General features: G+C 61.6%; 14 protein-coding genes and 1 pseudogene. 7 read left to right on the top strand and 8 right to left on the bottom strand.

Going from position 1 to position 15,702, the window contains the following annotated elements; genetic code table 11:
- The 5 genes from ABCW43_RS26130 to ABCW43_RS26150 form a co-directional block, all read right to left on the bottom strand.
- A complete protein-coding gene (locus ABCW43_RS26130) occupies positions 1-1,005 on the bottom strand; it encodes an ABC transporter substrate-binding protein (protein ID WP_345929938.1) in 1,005 nt (334 codons plus the stop codon).
- Positions 1,002-1,799, bottom strand: coding sequence for a nucleoside phosphorylase (locus ABCW43_RS26135; protein WP_345929940.1), 798 nt, complete (start codon positions 1,797-1,799; stop codon positions 1,002-1,004). The genes ABCW43_RS26130 and ABCW43_RS26135 overlap by 4 nt, the downstream gene beginning before the upstream one ends.
- A complete protein-coding gene (locus tag ABCW43_RS26140; protein WP_345929942.1) occupies positions 1,792-2,559 on the bottom strand; it encodes an ABC transporter permease in 768 nt (255 codons plus the stop codon). The genes ABCW43_RS26135 and ABCW43_RS26140 overlap by 8 nt, the downstream gene beginning before the upstream one ends.
- The gene (locus ABCW43_RS26145) at positions 2,559-3,314 is read right to left on the bottom strand and encodes an ABC transporter ATP-binding protein (RefSeq protein ID WP_345929944.1); all 756 of its coding nucleotides are present in this window, start codon (positions 3,312-3,314) and stop codon (positions 2,559-2,561) included. Before ABCW43_RS26145 ends, ABCW43_RS26140 begins: the two co-directional genes overlap by 1 nt.
- Positions 3,315-3,709: 395 nt before the next feature.
- A complete protein-coding gene (locus tag ABCW43_RS26150) occupies positions 3,710-4,567 on the bottom strand; it encodes a sulfurtransferase (RefSeq protein ID WP_345929946.1) in 858 nt (285 codons plus the stop codon).
- A 100-nt stretch (positions 4,568-4,667) separates the two neighbouring features.
- Between ABCW43_RS26150 and ABCW43_RS28880 the strand changes: the two are divergent.
- Positions 4,668-4,846 (top strand): annotated as a pseudogene (locus tag ABCW43_RS28880) (ABC transporter ATP-binding protein); the annotation flags it as partial.
- A gap of 54 nt (positions 4,847-4,900) precedes the next feature.
- Here ABCW43_RS28880 and ABCW43_RS26155 read toward each other — a convergent pair.
- The 3 genes from ABCW43_RS26155 to ABCW43_RS26165 form a co-directional block, all read right to left on the bottom strand.
- Positions 4,901-5,602 (bottom strand): GntR family transcriptional regulator, encoded by a 702-nt coding sequence (locus tag ABCW43_RS26155; RefSeq protein WP_345929949.1) that lies wholly within the window; start codon positions 5,600-5,602, stop codon positions 4,901-4,903.
- 388 nt (positions 5,603-5,990) lie between these two features.
- Positions 5,991-6,152 carry a hypothetical protein gene (locus ABCW43_RS26160; protein WP_345929951.1) on the bottom strand — a complete coding sequence of 54 codons (162 nt, stop codon included), beginning with the start codon at positions 6,150-6,152 and terminating at the stop codon, positions 5,991-5,993.
- A 99-nt stretch (positions 6,153-6,251) separates the two neighbouring features.
- Positions 6,252-7,160, bottom strand: coding sequence for a LysR family transcriptional regulator (locus tag ABCW43_RS26165; protein ID WP_345929953.1), 909 nt, complete (start codon positions 7,158-7,160; stop codon positions 6,252-6,254).
- A 232-nt stretch (positions 7,161-7,392) separates the two neighbouring features.
- Between ABCW43_RS26165 and ABCW43_RS26170 the strand changes: the two genes are divergently transcribed.
- The 6 genes from ABCW43_RS26170 to ABCW43_RS26195 all read left to right on the top strand — a co-directional run bounded on the left by ABCW43_RS26170 (position 7,393) and on the right by ABCW43_RS26195 (position 15,675).
- On the top strand, positions 7,393-9,456 hold the full coding sequence (locus ABCW43_RS26170; protein ID WP_345929954.1) for a hydantoinase/oxoprolinase family protein: 2,064 nt from the start codon (positions 7,393-7,395) through the stop codon (positions 9,454-9,456).
- 3 nt (positions 9,457-9,459) lie between these two features.
- Entirely contained in the window at positions 9,460-11,169 is a 1,710-nt protein-coding gene (locus ABCW43_RS26175) for a hydantoinase B/oxoprolinase family protein (RefSeq protein ID WP_345929956.1), read from the top strand.
- Between the two features lie 10 nt (positions 11,170-11,179).
- Complete coding sequence (locus ABCW43_RS26180) at positions 11,180-12,292, top strand: M24 family metallopeptidase (protein WP_345929958.1); 1,113 nt, start codon at positions 11,180-11,182, stop codon at positions 12,290-12,292.
- Positions 12,289-13,344 carry an aminopeptidase P family N-terminal domain-containing protein gene (locus ABCW43_RS26185; RefSeq protein WP_345929960.1) on the top strand — a complete coding sequence of 352 codons (1,056 nt, stop codon included), beginning with the start codon at positions 12,289-12,291 and terminating at the stop codon, positions 13,342-13,344. The genes ABCW43_RS26180 and ABCW43_RS26185 overlap by 4 nt, the downstream gene beginning before the upstream one ends.
- The gene (locus tag ABCW43_RS26190; protein WP_345929962.1) at positions 13,344-14,630 is read left to right on the top strand and encodes an MmgE/PrpD family protein; all 1,287 of its coding nucleotides are present in this window, start codon (positions 13,344-13,346) and stop codon (positions 14,628-14,630) included. The genes ABCW43_RS26185 and ABCW43_RS26190 overlap by 1 nt, the downstream gene beginning before the upstream one ends.
- Before the next feature lie 64 nt (positions 14,631-14,694).
- Positions 14,695-15,675, top strand: a complete 981-nt coding sequence (locus tag ABCW43_RS26195) for an ABC transporter substrate-binding protein (protein WP_345929964.1) — start codon at positions 14,695-14,697, stop codon at positions 15,673-15,675.
- The last annotated feature ends 27 nt before the right edge of the window (positions 15,676-15,702 follow it).

The following is a 15,702-nucleotide window of genomic DNA, read 5'->3' on the forward strand; positions in this document are numbered from 1 at the left end:
TTACTTACCGATCGTGGACGGATCGACAACAAAATCAGCAGCCTTGGGGGCCGCGTCGATCACCTTGTATTCCGCCAGAATATCGGCGTTTTTCTGCCAGCCGGCAAGATCAGCGGCGCCAAGGCCCTTGTTCTTGGTGAGCGGACTCTGCCAGACGGACGGCACGAACGTCTTTTGGAAGGCTGTCTCCAGGATCGCCTTCTGCTCCTTCGGCCAGGTGGGCGTGTATTTGTTCAGCGAGATATCAATCGCATCGCCGACATGGCCGTCGATGACCCATTCGTAGGACTGGGTCACTGCGGTGGTGAAACGTTTGACCAGATCTGCCCTCTGCGAAACGCTCTTGGCGCTCGTGACGACGACGTTGCCGAAAGACGGCAGGAAGTCGTTCGACAGGATCATCGTAACCTTCGTACCGTCGGCTTCCAGGTTGTACTTACGCAGTTCGGAGAAGACGATCGCATCGACCTGGCCGGATTGCAACGACTGCATGATCGCGCCCGTGGCGACCACCTCGACCGTAACATCGCCGAGCGACAGACCTGCCTGTTTCAGGCCCACCTGCAGCTGCAGGTAGTTAGGGCTGGCCAGGCTCGTAACTGCGATCTTTTTTCCCTTCAGGTCCTTGTAGGTCTTGATACCGCTCGCTTCTTTGGCGAGCAGCGCCCCGATGCCGCGCTGGTAGGTCGTATGTACGACCTTGACCGGCAAGCCGTTGGCAGCGGCGGCCACGACTGCGTCACCGTTGGGGAAGCCGAAATCGACGTTCCCTGCAGCGATATTGGTCAGGATGTCGGCAGCGCCGGCATAGATGAATTCGACCTCGATGCCGTTCTTTTCAAAGATGCCCTTCTCAACCCCGGCATAAAGCGGTGCATAGAACGGAACGGCGGCGCCGTCGATCTGCATTACGACCTTGTCGGCGGCCAGAGCGGCGGAGTCGAACAGCGGTGAAGTGAGCAGGGCCATAAGGCTTGCTGCGGTCATGACGCGAAACTGTATCATGGTTGGCTCCTGAGTTCCCATTCAGTGGAGGAAAATGCCCTTCCGGCTATCCGCAGAAGGTTTCGTTGGGTTGCCTCATAGTCGTCGAGCCAGTCGTCTGTGACGCGATTTCCATGGACACCAAGTAGGCAGCTGGTTTCGAGGCCAATGGCGCTTCCAACCGTCAGAATGATCTCGCTTTCCATTTCGACGCCGATGGCGCCCCTGGCCTGGAAAGTATCAATGAAATTGCCGTGACCATGATCCGCGCCCTCGAGCGGGCGATAGCGGCGGTCCTGACCGAAATAATAGCTGTCGGTCGATGCGACCATGCCGGGCCGGCAAACGAGATCGAGGCCGGCCGCCGCATCCACGAGGCCTTGCGTGATGCGAGCAGATGCCTGTGCTTTACCGCCGGCAGCACGATAGGTAAGCGCCGTACCGGTGTCGCCGATCGCCCGGTCGACGGCGACGAAACTGCCGACATTATACTCTGCCACCAGCGCCGACATGCCGCCGATGCGCACGACGCGCCGGGCGCCGAGCATGGCGAGTTCGACCAGGGCTATTTCCGTCGAGGGGCCGCCGATGCCGGTCGAACAGATCGTCAGGCGCTTGCCTTCATAGGTGCCGGTAATGACGGCGAATTCGCGCTTGCGGCCGAAATCCGTGACGTCTTCCAGCATGCCGGCCAGCAGGCGGACGCGGTCCGGATCGCCGGGCGTCAGCACGTTTTCGGCAATGTCACCGGGGCCGCAGGGCAGATGCGGGGGACGGCCATTTTTCCAGGGAAAGGCTGCGCTGGTCTTAGCCATTTGCAACGCCCTTCCACGACAGCAGCCGACGCTCAAGGAAAGTCAGCGCCACATGCAGAAGCAGCCCGAGCGCCACGGTCGTCAGCACGGCCGCAAACAGAAGCGGTGTCTTGTATGTCGCGGATGCAAAGGTCATCAGGTAACCGAGCCCGACCTTGCCCGCCATCCATTCCGCCAATACGGCGCCCACCAGCGCCTGTACCGCGCCGATCTTCAACCCGACGAAGACCTCCGGCATGGCCGCCGGCAATTCGATCCGGCGAAACCGCTGCAGCGCGCTCAACCCGAGCAGCTTCGCAAGATCCTTCATCTTCGGGTCGAGCGTGCGGAAACCGGCGACAGCGCCGATGAAGACAGGGAAGAATACCAGCGAAAAGACCAGAACGATTTTCGCCATGATGCCGAAGCCGAACCAGACCACGAAAAGCGGCGCGAGCGCGATCTTCGGTGCCGTCTGAAGAATGACCAGCGGGCCATCGAGCCAGGTGGCAAGCTTCGGGAAACGCGTCATGACATAGGCGATGGCGGTGCCCGCAATACAGCCGAGAATGAGGCCGACGATGATGTTCTGCAGTGTGAAGCCGAGATGCATCCACAATTCGCCGGTCATGGCGATGCCGGCGAGCGCGTTCCAGGTCCGAAGCGGCGATGGCAGTAAATAGGTCGGCATGGCCATCGGGCCGGTTGCGTACCACCAGGCGGCCAGAAGCATGAGCAGCGCCAGAGCGTAGTCGACCGCCGCGGAAAGGCGACGTTTCATCAATGCGCCTCCCCGGCGGGCGTTCTCAAGTCACGCCGCAACTGGGCTACCAGCGCATGATAGGCAGGATCGAGCTTGGTGTCTTCGCCCCGCGGGCGCGCAAGATCGACATCATGCACGCATTTCAGCCTGCCGGGCCGCGCCGTCATCACCATCACCCGGTCAGCGAGGTAAGCGGCTTCCTCGACGCTGTGGGTCACGAGCAGGATGGTCTTTCCGGTCGACTGCCAGATCCGAAGCAGTTCGTCGTTAAGGTTGTCGCGGGTCAGAAGATCGACGGCCGAGAAGGGTTCGTCCATCAGAAGGATCGGTGGGTCGTCGGACAGCGCGCGGGCAATGGCGGCGCGCTGGCGCATGCCGCCGGATAGCTGGCGCGGCAGGGCCTTTTCGAAACCTGAGAGCCCGACCATCTTGATCAGGTCGAGCGCGGTCTTGTCACCTTGGGCGCGACGGACCCCGGATGTATCGAGGGGGAAGCGGACATTTTCGAGGACGGTCTTCCAGGGCAGCAGCACCGGTTCCTGGAAGACGAAACCGACCGGACGCACGGCGCCCGCTACGTCGAGGGTAATCGTACCGCCGCTTGCCTGATCGAGACCGGAGATCAACCGCAGAAGGGTCGACTTGCCGCATCCGGATGGGCCGACGATCGAGATGAACTCGCCTTCCCTGATCGTGATGCTGACCGGCTCCAGTGCCGTGACCGTTCCATGGTCCGCAACGAATGTTTTGTGAACACTCGTGATATCGATCATCCGCTCCGATTGACCCACCGATAACTCCATGTCTGTTAATGGGAGAACTATTGGCATTGCGGGGGTTTACGCCCGCACCCTACCTGTCCCGCCTCGGAAAGCGGCCAAGCTTTCACAGTATCTCCATGTCGGCAAGAGAAATCTCAAAGATGAGATTTATATCATAATTGTTCACAACATCTCTCGCGCCGTGGTAGCAATTAAGCTGTGCCTCCACCCGTCAACATGGGTTCCTCGATAAAGTCCGCGGCAAGACATATAAAGTCGAAGTGACCCTGTTTTAGACAAAGAGTGCTTACGCACATTTTTTGTGCTGGATAGGCAATCCCTACCTACCATCCACCGCAACAAGAGAATTTCACCCTGAGGATGGTTGTCCTTTGATCGTCCATCAATCAAAAAGGATCGGCACCCGTAATCACGGGACGGGTCGTATCTGAAACCCATGCGGACCACGATCCCGGATACATCGCCGCCGGTATTCCGATGGCGGCAAGCGCAAGCACGGTGTGTGCGGCCGACATGCCGGCGCCGCAATAAACGCCAACGTCGCAAGAGCCATCGACGCCCAGCGCACGGTACATCTCTCTCAGCGTGGCGCTGTCGGTGAAGTTGCCATAGTCGGTAACGTTATCCGGCGCAGGCGCGCTGATCGCACGAGGAATATGGCCACGCGCGGGTTGGCCCTCCGCAACAGGACCACCGATGTAATTGGGCCGAATGCGCGCATCGAGAAGGATTCCCTCTTTCCCGAAGCGAAGAGCATCGCTCGCGTCAAACGCAGGCATATGCCCCGGCGACAAGCCAATCGTGCTTGGCTGCACAATGGTGATGGCGTCCGTCGTTGGAAGACCAGCCGATACCCAGGCAGAAAACCCGCCGTCCAGTACGCGGACATCCGGCAGACCCGCCCATTTCAGCACCCACCACGCGCGGGCGGCTGTCATGCTGCGGTCCCCGTCATAGATGACGATCGTGCTTTCCGGCCGCAGCCCCCATCGGCGCGCCTTTTCCTGCAGGACACCGATCTCGGGAAGCGGGCGCTGACCGCCTTCCACGGATGGCGGCGATTGAAAATCAGAGTAGGCTTCCGTATCGACCGCGCCTTCGATCCGCTGTCCCCTGAAGGACGGCTGGCCGGTATAGGGATTGATCGAGTGGACCGCCAGAACCGTCACATCCGCGCCTGAATTGCGCAGCCCATTCAGGTCGAGCGGCGTAACAAGAACTGATTTGCGAACGTCATCGGCCATGACACCCTCTCCCGGAAACGATCACTCCGTGAAATCATCCTCGTTCACTGGAACCTTCTTGGCAAGATGAAATATCTTACGTAATATCTTACGCGGTCGGCGCATGCGCATAGGTGACGCGATCGCCGGACCGATGATCGCGCATGGGCTCGCGAAAAAAAACCGAGGCGCGGGCAAAGGCGGTCGATCTCCTCGAGCGGGTGGGGCCTGACGGCTGAGATGGCCCACCGTTTCCCGCACGAATTCTCTGGCGGCCAACGCCAGCGCAGTAGCATCGCCCCCCGGGGGCATCTGGTGAAGCAGAACTGATACCGCAAAGGCCGGAACAGCCCGTTAAAGCGAGATACCTGACTGCGGATAGGCGACCATCGCCGCAAACAGCCCCTTGCGGGTATTCTCGTTGTGCTCGATCATCGCAAGCCGGGCCTTCTCGCTGTCACGCTGCCGGAGAACCGCCACGATACGATGGTGGTCGTTCATCGTCTCCGGATTGATGTCGCGGATTCGTGTGCCCATGTAGAAAAGCCGGGCGCATTCTTCCAGGTGCCTCATCACCAGCGAATGCAGGCGCGGATTGCGCGATCCCCGAGCAATCGCGGAATGGAACGTCTCGTTCGACGTCACGAACGTTTTGGTGCTGACATCTTCACCAACGATGTAGCTGGCATCCGCCAACCCGTCGAGCGCATCGAGTTCATCTTCGGTCAGGCTTTGGGCGGCCAGAGCCGCCGCGGTCCCTTCGAGCACGCCTCGAACTGCAAAAAGGTCGTTCATATCCTTCAAAGTCACCGGAGTGACACGATAGCCGCGACGAGGAAAAGCCTCCATCAAGCCCTCGACGCAAAGACGCGCGAGCGCTTCCCGCACCGGCGTCTTGCTCATCTGCAACTGATCGGCCAATTCCGGCTCCGAAACGTCCACACCGGGCGGAAGTTCACCCATTATGACGCGTTCACGTAATATCGCATAGGCCTGCTCCGTCAGCGATTTCCCACGCTTTTCCAATGAAACCACCGACTTGTCAGTCCTGTTCACATCTCTCTCCGTACCCCCCGCGAGGCCCCGACGTCTCTGCCTGACCCCGGATTTTGTCTCCAGCGCCGAGATGAGTCATGACTTCTAACACGGAATTCGATTCCGCCAATCTTGACCAAACATGCTTTGACACAACCCAGGCCAGAAATATACTACGTGGTATATCTAATTTGAGCAACGTCTCGTCTATGCGGGGATTCGGCATTGCCGAATCAGCTTGTCTCGCAGCGCTCGGCCCTGGTTTCCGCTTTGGCATCACCTCGCTCGGTCACCCCTATCGACCGGCCAGACCTCCGTGTTCCAGAATATGCGCTTTGGGGCGGACGAATGTCTTCCTGCCGGCCTTCCAGCCGGCAAGAGGCGAAGCGACCGTACGGATTGCGCTGCGCTAGTCTGCTGCATCGAGGACGACGATATCCGCCGCCCCTCCAACGGAAAGGCCGTGTTCGGCCCGCATGATGGCGGCGGCCCGCTTGCCGACCATTTCGAACACCTGGTCGATATCTTCGTCGCCTCGACCCCTCAAGTGCCGGAGAGGATCTGTCGTCACCTAAACGAACTGCGCGCAGTTGTGGATGAAGGGCAAGGCCTGCGGCCGATCCGCCAGCGATCTCCCCGACTGAGGAGGGGTCTCACACGACATCTCCCGTTAACCGGGCATTTGGTGTCTGGAGCGGAGAAATTCCATCAAGTCACTGGCTGGCTTGGACAAAGCGCGGCGGGTTGATGCAATCTGCCGTACATCGAAGCCCAATTCATCTCCTGCGAAATCGACCTTAACCAGATCACCCCGCTCGAGATCAGCCGCTACGCTCCGTTCCAGCGAACAGGCAATGCCTACACCAGCAACCACGAACTCGCGCAGGAACTGGTACTCCGTCGCCTGCGCCGCGACCTTTACGTGGCTGATACCAGCATTCGCCAGAAGCTTTGAGACACCGCGTCCAAACAGCGAAGAGGGCGGAGGACCTACGAAGTCGTAGCGCGCCACGTCCTGCGGCTTGACGCGCTTGCGGTGGGCAAGGGGGTGGTTTGGCGAGGCAATGAGAACCAGCTTCTCCCGGCCGATGGTTTCAGCCCGGACGCCTCGCAGGTCTTCGTTGCCCAGAAAACAGCCCACGTCTGCCACGCCGTCGCGGACCTCGGAAAAAACATCCTCCTGTTTGCCGATTCTTAGGACGAGCTGGATATCCGGCCGCGCTATCGCAAAGTCTGTCAGATCCTTTCGCAGAACAAAATTGGCGAGGCTTCTCTGGCACGATAGAACGACCTGCTGACCGGTCTCGCCTCGGATTTTCACGACATCTGCGCGCATGTCGTCGGCCTCGGCCAGGAACTCGCGCGCATGTTGCAGCACGCTTTGACCGATCTCGGTCAGCAGCGGCTTGCGGCCCCGGCGCCGCACGAAGATCTGGCCGCCGATTTCCTTCTCGATCGCCATGATATGGGCGCTGACCGATGGCTGTGCGATGCCGAAACGGTCGGCGGCGGCCGCGAAGCTTCCTTCCTCGACCACTGCAACCAGGACTTCCATACGCCGGAGCGTGATATTGAACATGGTGATAACCTATAGCCTATAGGCTATCAAACCTAAAGCCCCCAAACCCGTTGCTAGTTATCGTTCGAATGGATCAAATGCTGTTCGAGGATGAGGAATGACATGAACGATCTCAATGGGAGCTGACGCTTTAATCGTCAGCCGGAGCGTTCCTGCCACCGTTTGCCGAGGTCTCGGCCCAATCCGCAAAGAATAAGTATTCCGCATGGGCTCCATGCGGACAGGAGGACGCATGAATATTGTCGGAATTGATATTGGCGGTACGTTTACCGATCTCGTCGGTTATGTCGACGGCAAGATCGTGACGTCGAAGACCTCGACCGTGCCGGCCGATCCGACCCAGGGCATCGCCCGCAGCCTCGAGCTTGCGAATTGCGATCCCAACGAACTGAACGAGATCCTTCACGGTTCGACGATCGCCATCAACACGGTGCTGGAGCGCAAGGGCGCCCGTACCGCGCTGATCACCACGAGTGGCTTCCGCGACGTTTATGCGATCGGTCGCTCGAACCGCATCCAGGCCTTCAACCTGTTCTTCAAGCGCCCGCAGCCCTTGGTGCCGCGCAGCCTGACCTTCGAAATTCCGGAGCGTATCCTGGCATCCGGCGAAGTCCTGGAAGCGCTCGACGAAAAGACGGTCAGCGCGGTGATCGCCGAGATCGAAGCGGCCGGTGCCGAATCCGTCGCGGTGTGCCTGCTGCACGCCTGGGCCAATCCCGATCACGAGCGCCGCGTCGGCGACATGCTGCGCAAGGCGCTGCCGAACATTTTCGTGACGCTGTCGCACGAGATCTTGCGCGAATACCGCGAATACGAGCGGTCGTCGACCACCGCACTCAACGCCTTTGTCGGCCCCCGCGTCGAAGGTTATCTGAAGCGCCTCGAAACCTATCTGCGCTCCGGCGCCTTCGACGGCAAGATCCATATCATGCGATCGAATGGCGGCGTGATGTCGATCGGCCAGGCGCAGGAACAGCCGGTGTCGATGATGGAATCTGGCCCGGTCGCCGGCATGATCGGCGCGGGGCGCCTTGCAAGGCTGCTTGGCCTCAAGCGCTGCATCGGTTTCGACATGGGCGGTACGACCGCCAAGTCGAGCCTGATCACCGATGGAGCGCCGGCTATCGAAACCGGTTACGTGATCGGCGAGGAGGCCGACGGCCAGCCGATGCAGCTGCCGGTCGTCAATATCGTCGAAGTCGGCGCCGGCGGCGGTTCGATCGCCTGGGTCGACAACGCGGGCGGTCTGCACGTGGGTCCCCAGAGCGTCGGCGCCGATCCGGGCCCGGCCTGTTATGGCAAGGGAGCGGACTTGCCCGTTGTCACCGACGCCGACTTGATCCTCGGCCGTATCAATCCGCAGCGCTTCCTCAACGGCGGCATGCCGCTCGACAAGGCGGCCTCCGAACAGGCGATGCTGAGCAAGGTCGGCAACGCGCTGAAGCTCAATCCGGTCGAGGCAGCGCTTGGTGTGGCGAAGATCGCCGACAGTTCCATGTCGCTCTCGGTTCGCGCGGTTTCGATCAACAAGGGCATCGACCCGCGCGATACGGCAATGATCGCCTTCGGCGGCGCCGGCCCGCTGCATGCGATCGCGATTGCCCGCGAAATCTACATTCCGCTGGTCATCATCCCGAAACTGCCCGGTACGTTCTCGGCGCTCGGCATGCTGATGGCCTCCTGGCGGCAGGATTTCGTGCAGACCTTCATCGGCCGCGTCGGCGAACTTTCCGAGGCCGGCGTCGAAAAGGTCTATGCCGAACTCGTCGCCAGCGGCCGCGAGCAGATGAAGCGCGACGGGATTGCCGAGAACGAGGCGGATCATCGCTTTTTCGCCGATCTGCGTTACGTCGGCCAGGAGCATGCGATCTCGATCCCGATCGAAAATACCGGCATGCTCTCCGGCGATACCAGCGAAGTCCGCAAGCGTTTCGATACCGAGCACGACCGCCGTTACAGCCAGTCGGCGCCGACCGAAGCACTCGAAATCGTCAGCCTGCGCCTGGTCCTGACCGCCGCCCGCACCGACAATGTCGCGGAGGAATGGCTGTCCCGCCCGTGGGAGCCGGAAGCGGACGCCGAGGTCGGCAGCCGCGATGTGGTTTTCAACGATCCGGCAAAGCCGCTGAAGACCGCCATTTACTGGCGCCCCGCGCTGCCGGCCGGCTTCAAGCTCACCGGCCCCGCCGTCATCGAAGAACCGAATTCCACCATCCTGATCCATCCCGGCGACGAAGTCGTCGTCCATGAGGCAGGCCATCTGCTGGTAACGCTCGCCACGCAGAGCGAGGAATAAGACATGACCCCGATGAAGAACGATCCGATCACCGTTGAAGTCGTCCGCAATGCGATCGTCGCCTATGCCGACGAAATGGCCGAGGCGCTCTGCAAATCCGCCTACAACATGATGATCTATGAAGTCCGCGACTATTGCTGCGGCCTGATCGACACGACCGGCCGGATGATCTCCCAGAACCGCGGCGGTCTGCCGATCTTCCTCGCCGACCTCGGCATCGCCGTCGAGGACGGGATCAAGAAATACGGCTTGAAGGGTTTTGAAGAGGGCGACGTCCTCGTCATGAACCATGGCCATATCTGCGGCCAGCACCTGAACAACGTCGTCGTCTACGCACCCTGCTTCCATGACGGTGAATTGATCGGCTTTGCGGCCAACCGCGCCCATTGGGTGGATATCGGCGGCGGCCGGCAGGGTTTTGGCTCCAACGCGACGACCGACATCTACTCCGAAGGCCTGCAGATGCGGTCCCTGAAGATCTACAAGGCAGGCGCGCTCAACGACACGCTCTATCAGATCATCCAGGATAACATCCGTTATCCGGATGCCAGCCTCGGCGACTTGCGTGCCCAGGTCGCGTCCTGCCAGATCGGCGCCAAGCGTTATGCCGAACTGGTCGCCCGGTACGGTCGCGGCGTGGTGGAAAGCTGCGTCGAGACCATTTGGGACCAGACCGACAAGGCTGCCCGTCAGGTGATCGAGCGTATTCCGGACGGCACCTATTCGGCCGAAAGCTTCCTCGACAATGACGGCCGCGACCTCGCGACGCCGCTGCGTATCGCCGTAAAGGTGATCGTCTCCGGTTCGACCATCACCGTCGATTTCCACGGCATGCATCCGCAGGTCAACGGCCCCTTGAATTCCGGCCGCTCGGGCGGCATCGCGGCGGCCCGCGTCGCCTTCAAGGCGCTGACTTCGCCGGAACTCGACGTCAACGAAGGCTGCTTCCGCGCTCTCAACGTCGATCTGCCGGACGGTACGATCCTCTCGGCCCGTCCGCCGGCAGCGCTCGGCCAGTGGAGCATTGCGCTGCCGACCGTCATCGACACGATTTTGAAGGCGCTGGCGCCGGCGGTGCCGGAACTCATCCCGGCCGCCCACAAGGGCGACATGGGCGGTTGCTCCTTCTTCGGCTTCTACGATGACGGTTCGCGCTTCCTGCTGATGAACATCTTTGGCGGCGGCTGGGGCGGTCGTCCGCATGAGGACGGCGAATCCGCGGCCGTCTCGGTCTGCCAGGGCGACGTGCGCAATACGCCGGTCGAGCTGCAGGAGATCAAATATCCGTTCATCATCGAAAAACACGCCCTGCGCCCGGATTCCGGCGGTGCCGGCGAACATCGGGGCGGTCTCGGCATCGAGCTCACCTATCGCTGCCTGCGTGCCTGCCGCGGCAACATCAATTTCGACCGCACTGTCACCCCGCCCTGGGGCCTGCATGGTGGCCATACCGGCGAGGTCAGCGTGGCGATCATCGATCGCGCCGACGGCACCCAGCTGCGGGTCAACAAGGCGACCGACGTTCACTTCACGTCGGGCGATCGCATCACCTTCCTCACCGCCGGCGGCGGTGGTTACGGCGATCCCAGGAAGCGCTCGCGCACCGATCTGGACGAGGATATCGCCAATGGTCTCGTCTCGAAGGAAGCGGCTGTCCGAGACTACGGTTATGCCGAACCCCAGATGCCGCGTCGCATCGCAGTGAACGGCTGAGGACATGGCGATGATCGGCGAAATCCGCAAGAAACGGTTGCTCGAGGCGATGCTGGAGGCGGGGCTCGATGGCCTCGTGCTCTACGGCAATGCCTGGCAGAACGACTACCTGCGTTATGCCGCCGATTTTGGCATTCTCGAAGGCGAGGGGCTGGCGGTTGTCACCCGTGACGGCGACGTCACCCTCTATCTCGACGACGAGCTGGAAGGCGAGCGCGCCGCAGTCGAATGCCCGGAGGTGAAGACCGTCGTTGCAGACGACCTGATCGGCACGGTGTCCGGCGTCATCGCCCGGCTCGGTAACAGCCGCATCGCCGCTGGCCCCAAGCGGCATCTGCCCTACGGGCTTGCCGCCCAGCGTGGCGACCTTCGTTTCGAAGACGCGACCGCGCTGGTCGATCGCCTGCTGATGGTAAAATCCGCCGGCGAGCTGAACGCCGTGCGCAGCGCTGCACGACTTGCTGACGAAGGTTATGCGGTGTTCCGTAATGCCGCCGCCGTCGGCAAGAAGGACTACGAGCTGATCGCCGAGATCGAGTCCTTCTTCCGCAACGAAGGCGTCGACGACAATTTCATGATCATCGGCGTCGGCGGTCCGGAAGTGCGCGGCATGGCGCCGCCGCTCGGAAAGATCCTGAAGCCCGGCGATCTGGTGACGACCGAGCTTACCCCTTGCGTCAACGGCTATTACGTCCAGATCTGCCGCACGCTCGTCATCGGCGAGCCGAACGAGGCGCAGCGCAAGGTTTTCGGCATCTACAATGATGCGCTGGAGGCCGGCCTCGCAGTGGTAAAACCCGGCGTGACCGCAGCCGATATCGCCCGCGCCGAAAACGACATTTTTCGCGCCCACGGTCTCGGTGAGTATGTGACCAGCGAATATACCCGCGTGCGCGGCCACGGCCTTGGCCTCTTCCCGGATACCAAGCCGCATATTCTCGAAGATGTGAACACGGTGATCGAAGAAGGCATGTCGCTGATCGTGCATCCGAACACCTATAATCCCGAGATCGGCTATTTCGTGCACGGCGACTCGCTGATCGTGCGCGCCGATGGCCCGGAAATCCTGACGACGACGCCGCGCGAGCTTTTCTCGGTCGGCGCACGGAGGGTAGCGGCATGAGACACGGCCTAATCCAGTGGCGCGAAAATGAACTCTCCCTCGCGGACGTAAAAGCCCGGCAGGTCCGCCTGCAGCAGGCGATAGCCGCCGCCGGTCTCGATGGTGTGTTGATCTATACCAACCACGTGCGCTCCGCTGGTGTCACCTGGGTTTCCGGTTTTACGCCCTACTGGTCGGACGGCTTGGTGCTGGTGCTGCGCGAAGGCCTGCCGATCTTTCTGACGGCGCTGTCGAAGCGTGTCGGGGAATGGGTGAAGTCCGTTGCTCCCACCTTCGAAGTCGCCCATTCGCCGTTCCCTGGCAAGCTTGCGGGCGAGCGGCTGGCGAAGGTTGGGGCGAAGCGTCTCGGCGTCGTCGAACTCGATCGCATGCCGGGCGGCGTGGTGGACGAGATCCTGTCCGTCCTGCCGGTTGAACTCTCCGATGCGACGGAACTCTTCACGAATGTCCGCGGTCAGGCGGATCGCGCCGAGCTCGATCTCGTGCGCCACACGGACAATATTGCCCGCGAGGCGTTCAAGGCCGGTGACGTGACGTCCAAGTTCGCCGGTGATTTCACCGGTCCGGTCGAGCGGACCGTGCGGCTTGCCGGCGCCGAGGAATGTTACGTCGCCGTCGCCCCCGATCTTTCGAGGGATCGCCGTTTTATCCGCACCGGCAAGGACGCGCTCAGCCGCACGTTCGCGGTGCGCCTGTCGATCGCCTATAACGGCGTCTGGGTGCGCCGGATCGAAACCTTCTCGGCTGTTTCCGAAATCGCCGCGCGCCTCTCCTCCGTGGGCGCTGAGCTGGATCGGGCGTCTCCCGCCCTGCCGGCCGACGGCTCGGTTTCGGCTTTCTATCTGCCTGATGGCGCCAAGCTGATCGACTGGCATCTCGAAGCGCCCCACGGCACCCGGCCGCTGAAGGTCGTGGCAGATGCCGAAATGCCGCTTGCCGCGCCGGTCCCCTACGGCATCCTCACGACCGCGTTTACTCTCGACGGCGAGACGATCGTTGCCTCGCGGCCGATCGGGCTCGGCGGCGGTTCCATACGGGAGGCGGCTGAGTAATGAACGCACGCGATCTCGTTTCCATTCTTCTGGCGATCGATGGCGGAGACCGGAAACTCCGCGATCTCGTTTACCTCCATACCGTCGATGCGCTTGCATGTCTGGCGGCCGGCGCCGGTGCGATCGAAGGCTCCTCACTCCTCGCCTTCTATCGCGAGATCGGTGCCGGCGACCCAGTCTCCTCTGCTGCGGGCGCGTCGGCGGTTATCCGTTTTACGGAATGGGACGCGATCCATGTGCCCTCCTGCGCAACGCCCGATGCCATGGCGGTACCGGCGGCGCTGATTTTCGCGCAGGATCATGCGGCCTATGTGAAGGCGGTAACCGCCGGTCACGCCGTCGGTGTGGCGCTTTCGGAGGCTGTCGGCGGCGTTTCGGCCCTGCCGGAAACCTGGCCGGGCTTGTTTGCGGCACCTGCTGTAGCCGCAGTGAGTGCGGCAATAGCGCTCGGTCTTTCGGACGAACAGGTTGCGCAGGCGCTGGTGTTATCGATGGTTGGCAGTTCGGGCCGCAACGGCCGTCCTTCCGGCATGCCCTCGGCCCGCTGGCTGGTGATCGGCGAAGCCACGTTGAAGGGCATTCGGGCGGCGCTCGCCGCAAAAGCGGGTATCAAAGGCGACCTCGAACTCCTCTCTCCAGGCTGGATGAAGGGGCAGGCGGCAGCGGCCGTCGCCCTGGAGCCAGGCCATGTCGATCCGCTGGCAATTGCGCGAGTGGGCATGAAGCCTTTCGTCTCTGCCCGCCAGGGCGTCAACGCGATCCAGGCTTTCCGTCATCTGCTGGAAAAGGGCGTCGATCCCGATGCCCTCGACGGTATCGAAGTTTTTCTGCCACCCGTGGCAGCACCCGTCGCCAGCCGTCCGCTTGTTCCCGAAGATCGTTTGTCGACCATTGCTCATCTGGGCCTGCAGCTCGGCATTGCCGCCTTCGAGCCAGCGAGGTTGATGGATGTGGACCGCGCTCGTCCCTTCAATGTGGAAGTCCTGGCCTTTGCCAAGCGCGTCGCGATCACGGCCGATGACACGCTCGTCGGTGAAGGCTGGCCGGCGCGTGTTGTCGTGACTGAAAAGGGACAGACACGCGAGGGCATCTGGCCTCAAGCTGATGGCGAGGACGCACAGACCATGCTCGGCGGCAAGATCGAAAGCCTTCCCGCCAAGACGGCGCGACAATTGCAGCGGGTGGAAGCCGCGCTTGCCGATGCCGATGCGGCTGCAGTGCAGGAGGCCCGCAGCCTCCTCATGAAGCTTACGGATGCCTCTTTCCCAAGGAGCGAGGCGGCCTGAAGGGACACTGGAACTTACGAAAAACAGATGCCGCAGGGAGTGCCGGCATCACAAGGAGGAGAGAATGCTGAAATTTCTGAAAACCATGGCGACGGCGGCGGCTTTTGTCGCGCTGTCCTTTCAGGCGGCGAACGCCCAGGCGATCGAGAAGAAGGACATCACGATCGGCCTTCCGCTGAATACCTCGACCCTGCTGCCGATCTATGTCGCCGATGCCCAGGGTTTCTTCAAGGAAGAGGGCATCAACGTGAAGATCGTCGCTTTCAAGGGCGGCACGGATCTGGTGCGCGGCATGGTCGCCGGCGCAGTCGATATCGGCGTCGGCGCTTTCTCGGAAGCGCTCGTCGGCGTCGAAACCGGCCAGGGCGTCAAGATCTTCTACGGCGGCTTCAACATGGCCGTTTTCGACTGGTATTCGGTGCCGTCGATCAAGACGCTCGAAGAAGCCAAGGGCAAGCGCTTCGGCATCTCGACCTTCGGCTCGTCGACCGACTTCCTGACGCGTTATGCGCTGAAGACCAAAGGCATCGATCCGAAGAGCGAAGTGCAGATCGTCCAGGGCGGCGGCTCCGTGCCACGCCTCGCTGCGATGGAAGCCGGCCAGCTCGAGGTCAACATCTTCGCGACGCCGGAAAAGTTCATGGCGGCCGACCGCGGCTTCAACCTGATCCTGCAACAGAAGTCGATCGCCCCCGATTTCCCGTTCCACTGCTTCTACGCGCGCGAGGACTTCATCAAGAACGATCCGAATGCCATCAAGGCAGTGCTTCGCGGCTTTGCCAAGGCAGTTCGGTGGTCCAAGGCCCACAAGGAGGAATCGGTCAAGCTTCTGGCCTCCAAGCTCGGTCTCGAGGAGACCTATCTCAACCGCGGTTACGACGACTTCATCGATGAAATCTTCGAAGACGGCCGCTTGGCGAGCGACGCGGGCATGAAGGCCTTCTGGGACGTCGGCATCATGAACGGCACCTACAAGGCACCCATGCCGGTCGAGAAGTATTGGGTCAGCACGTTCCACGACACCTACAACGAATGGAAGCCATAAGGCTCGCCTTTGTATGAGAATATAACG

Source organism: Neorhizobium tunisiense, assembly GCF_039631515.1.
Classification (GTDB): domain Bacteria; phylum Pseudomonadota; class Alphaproteobacteria; order Rhizobiales; family Rhizobiaceae; genus Neorhizobium.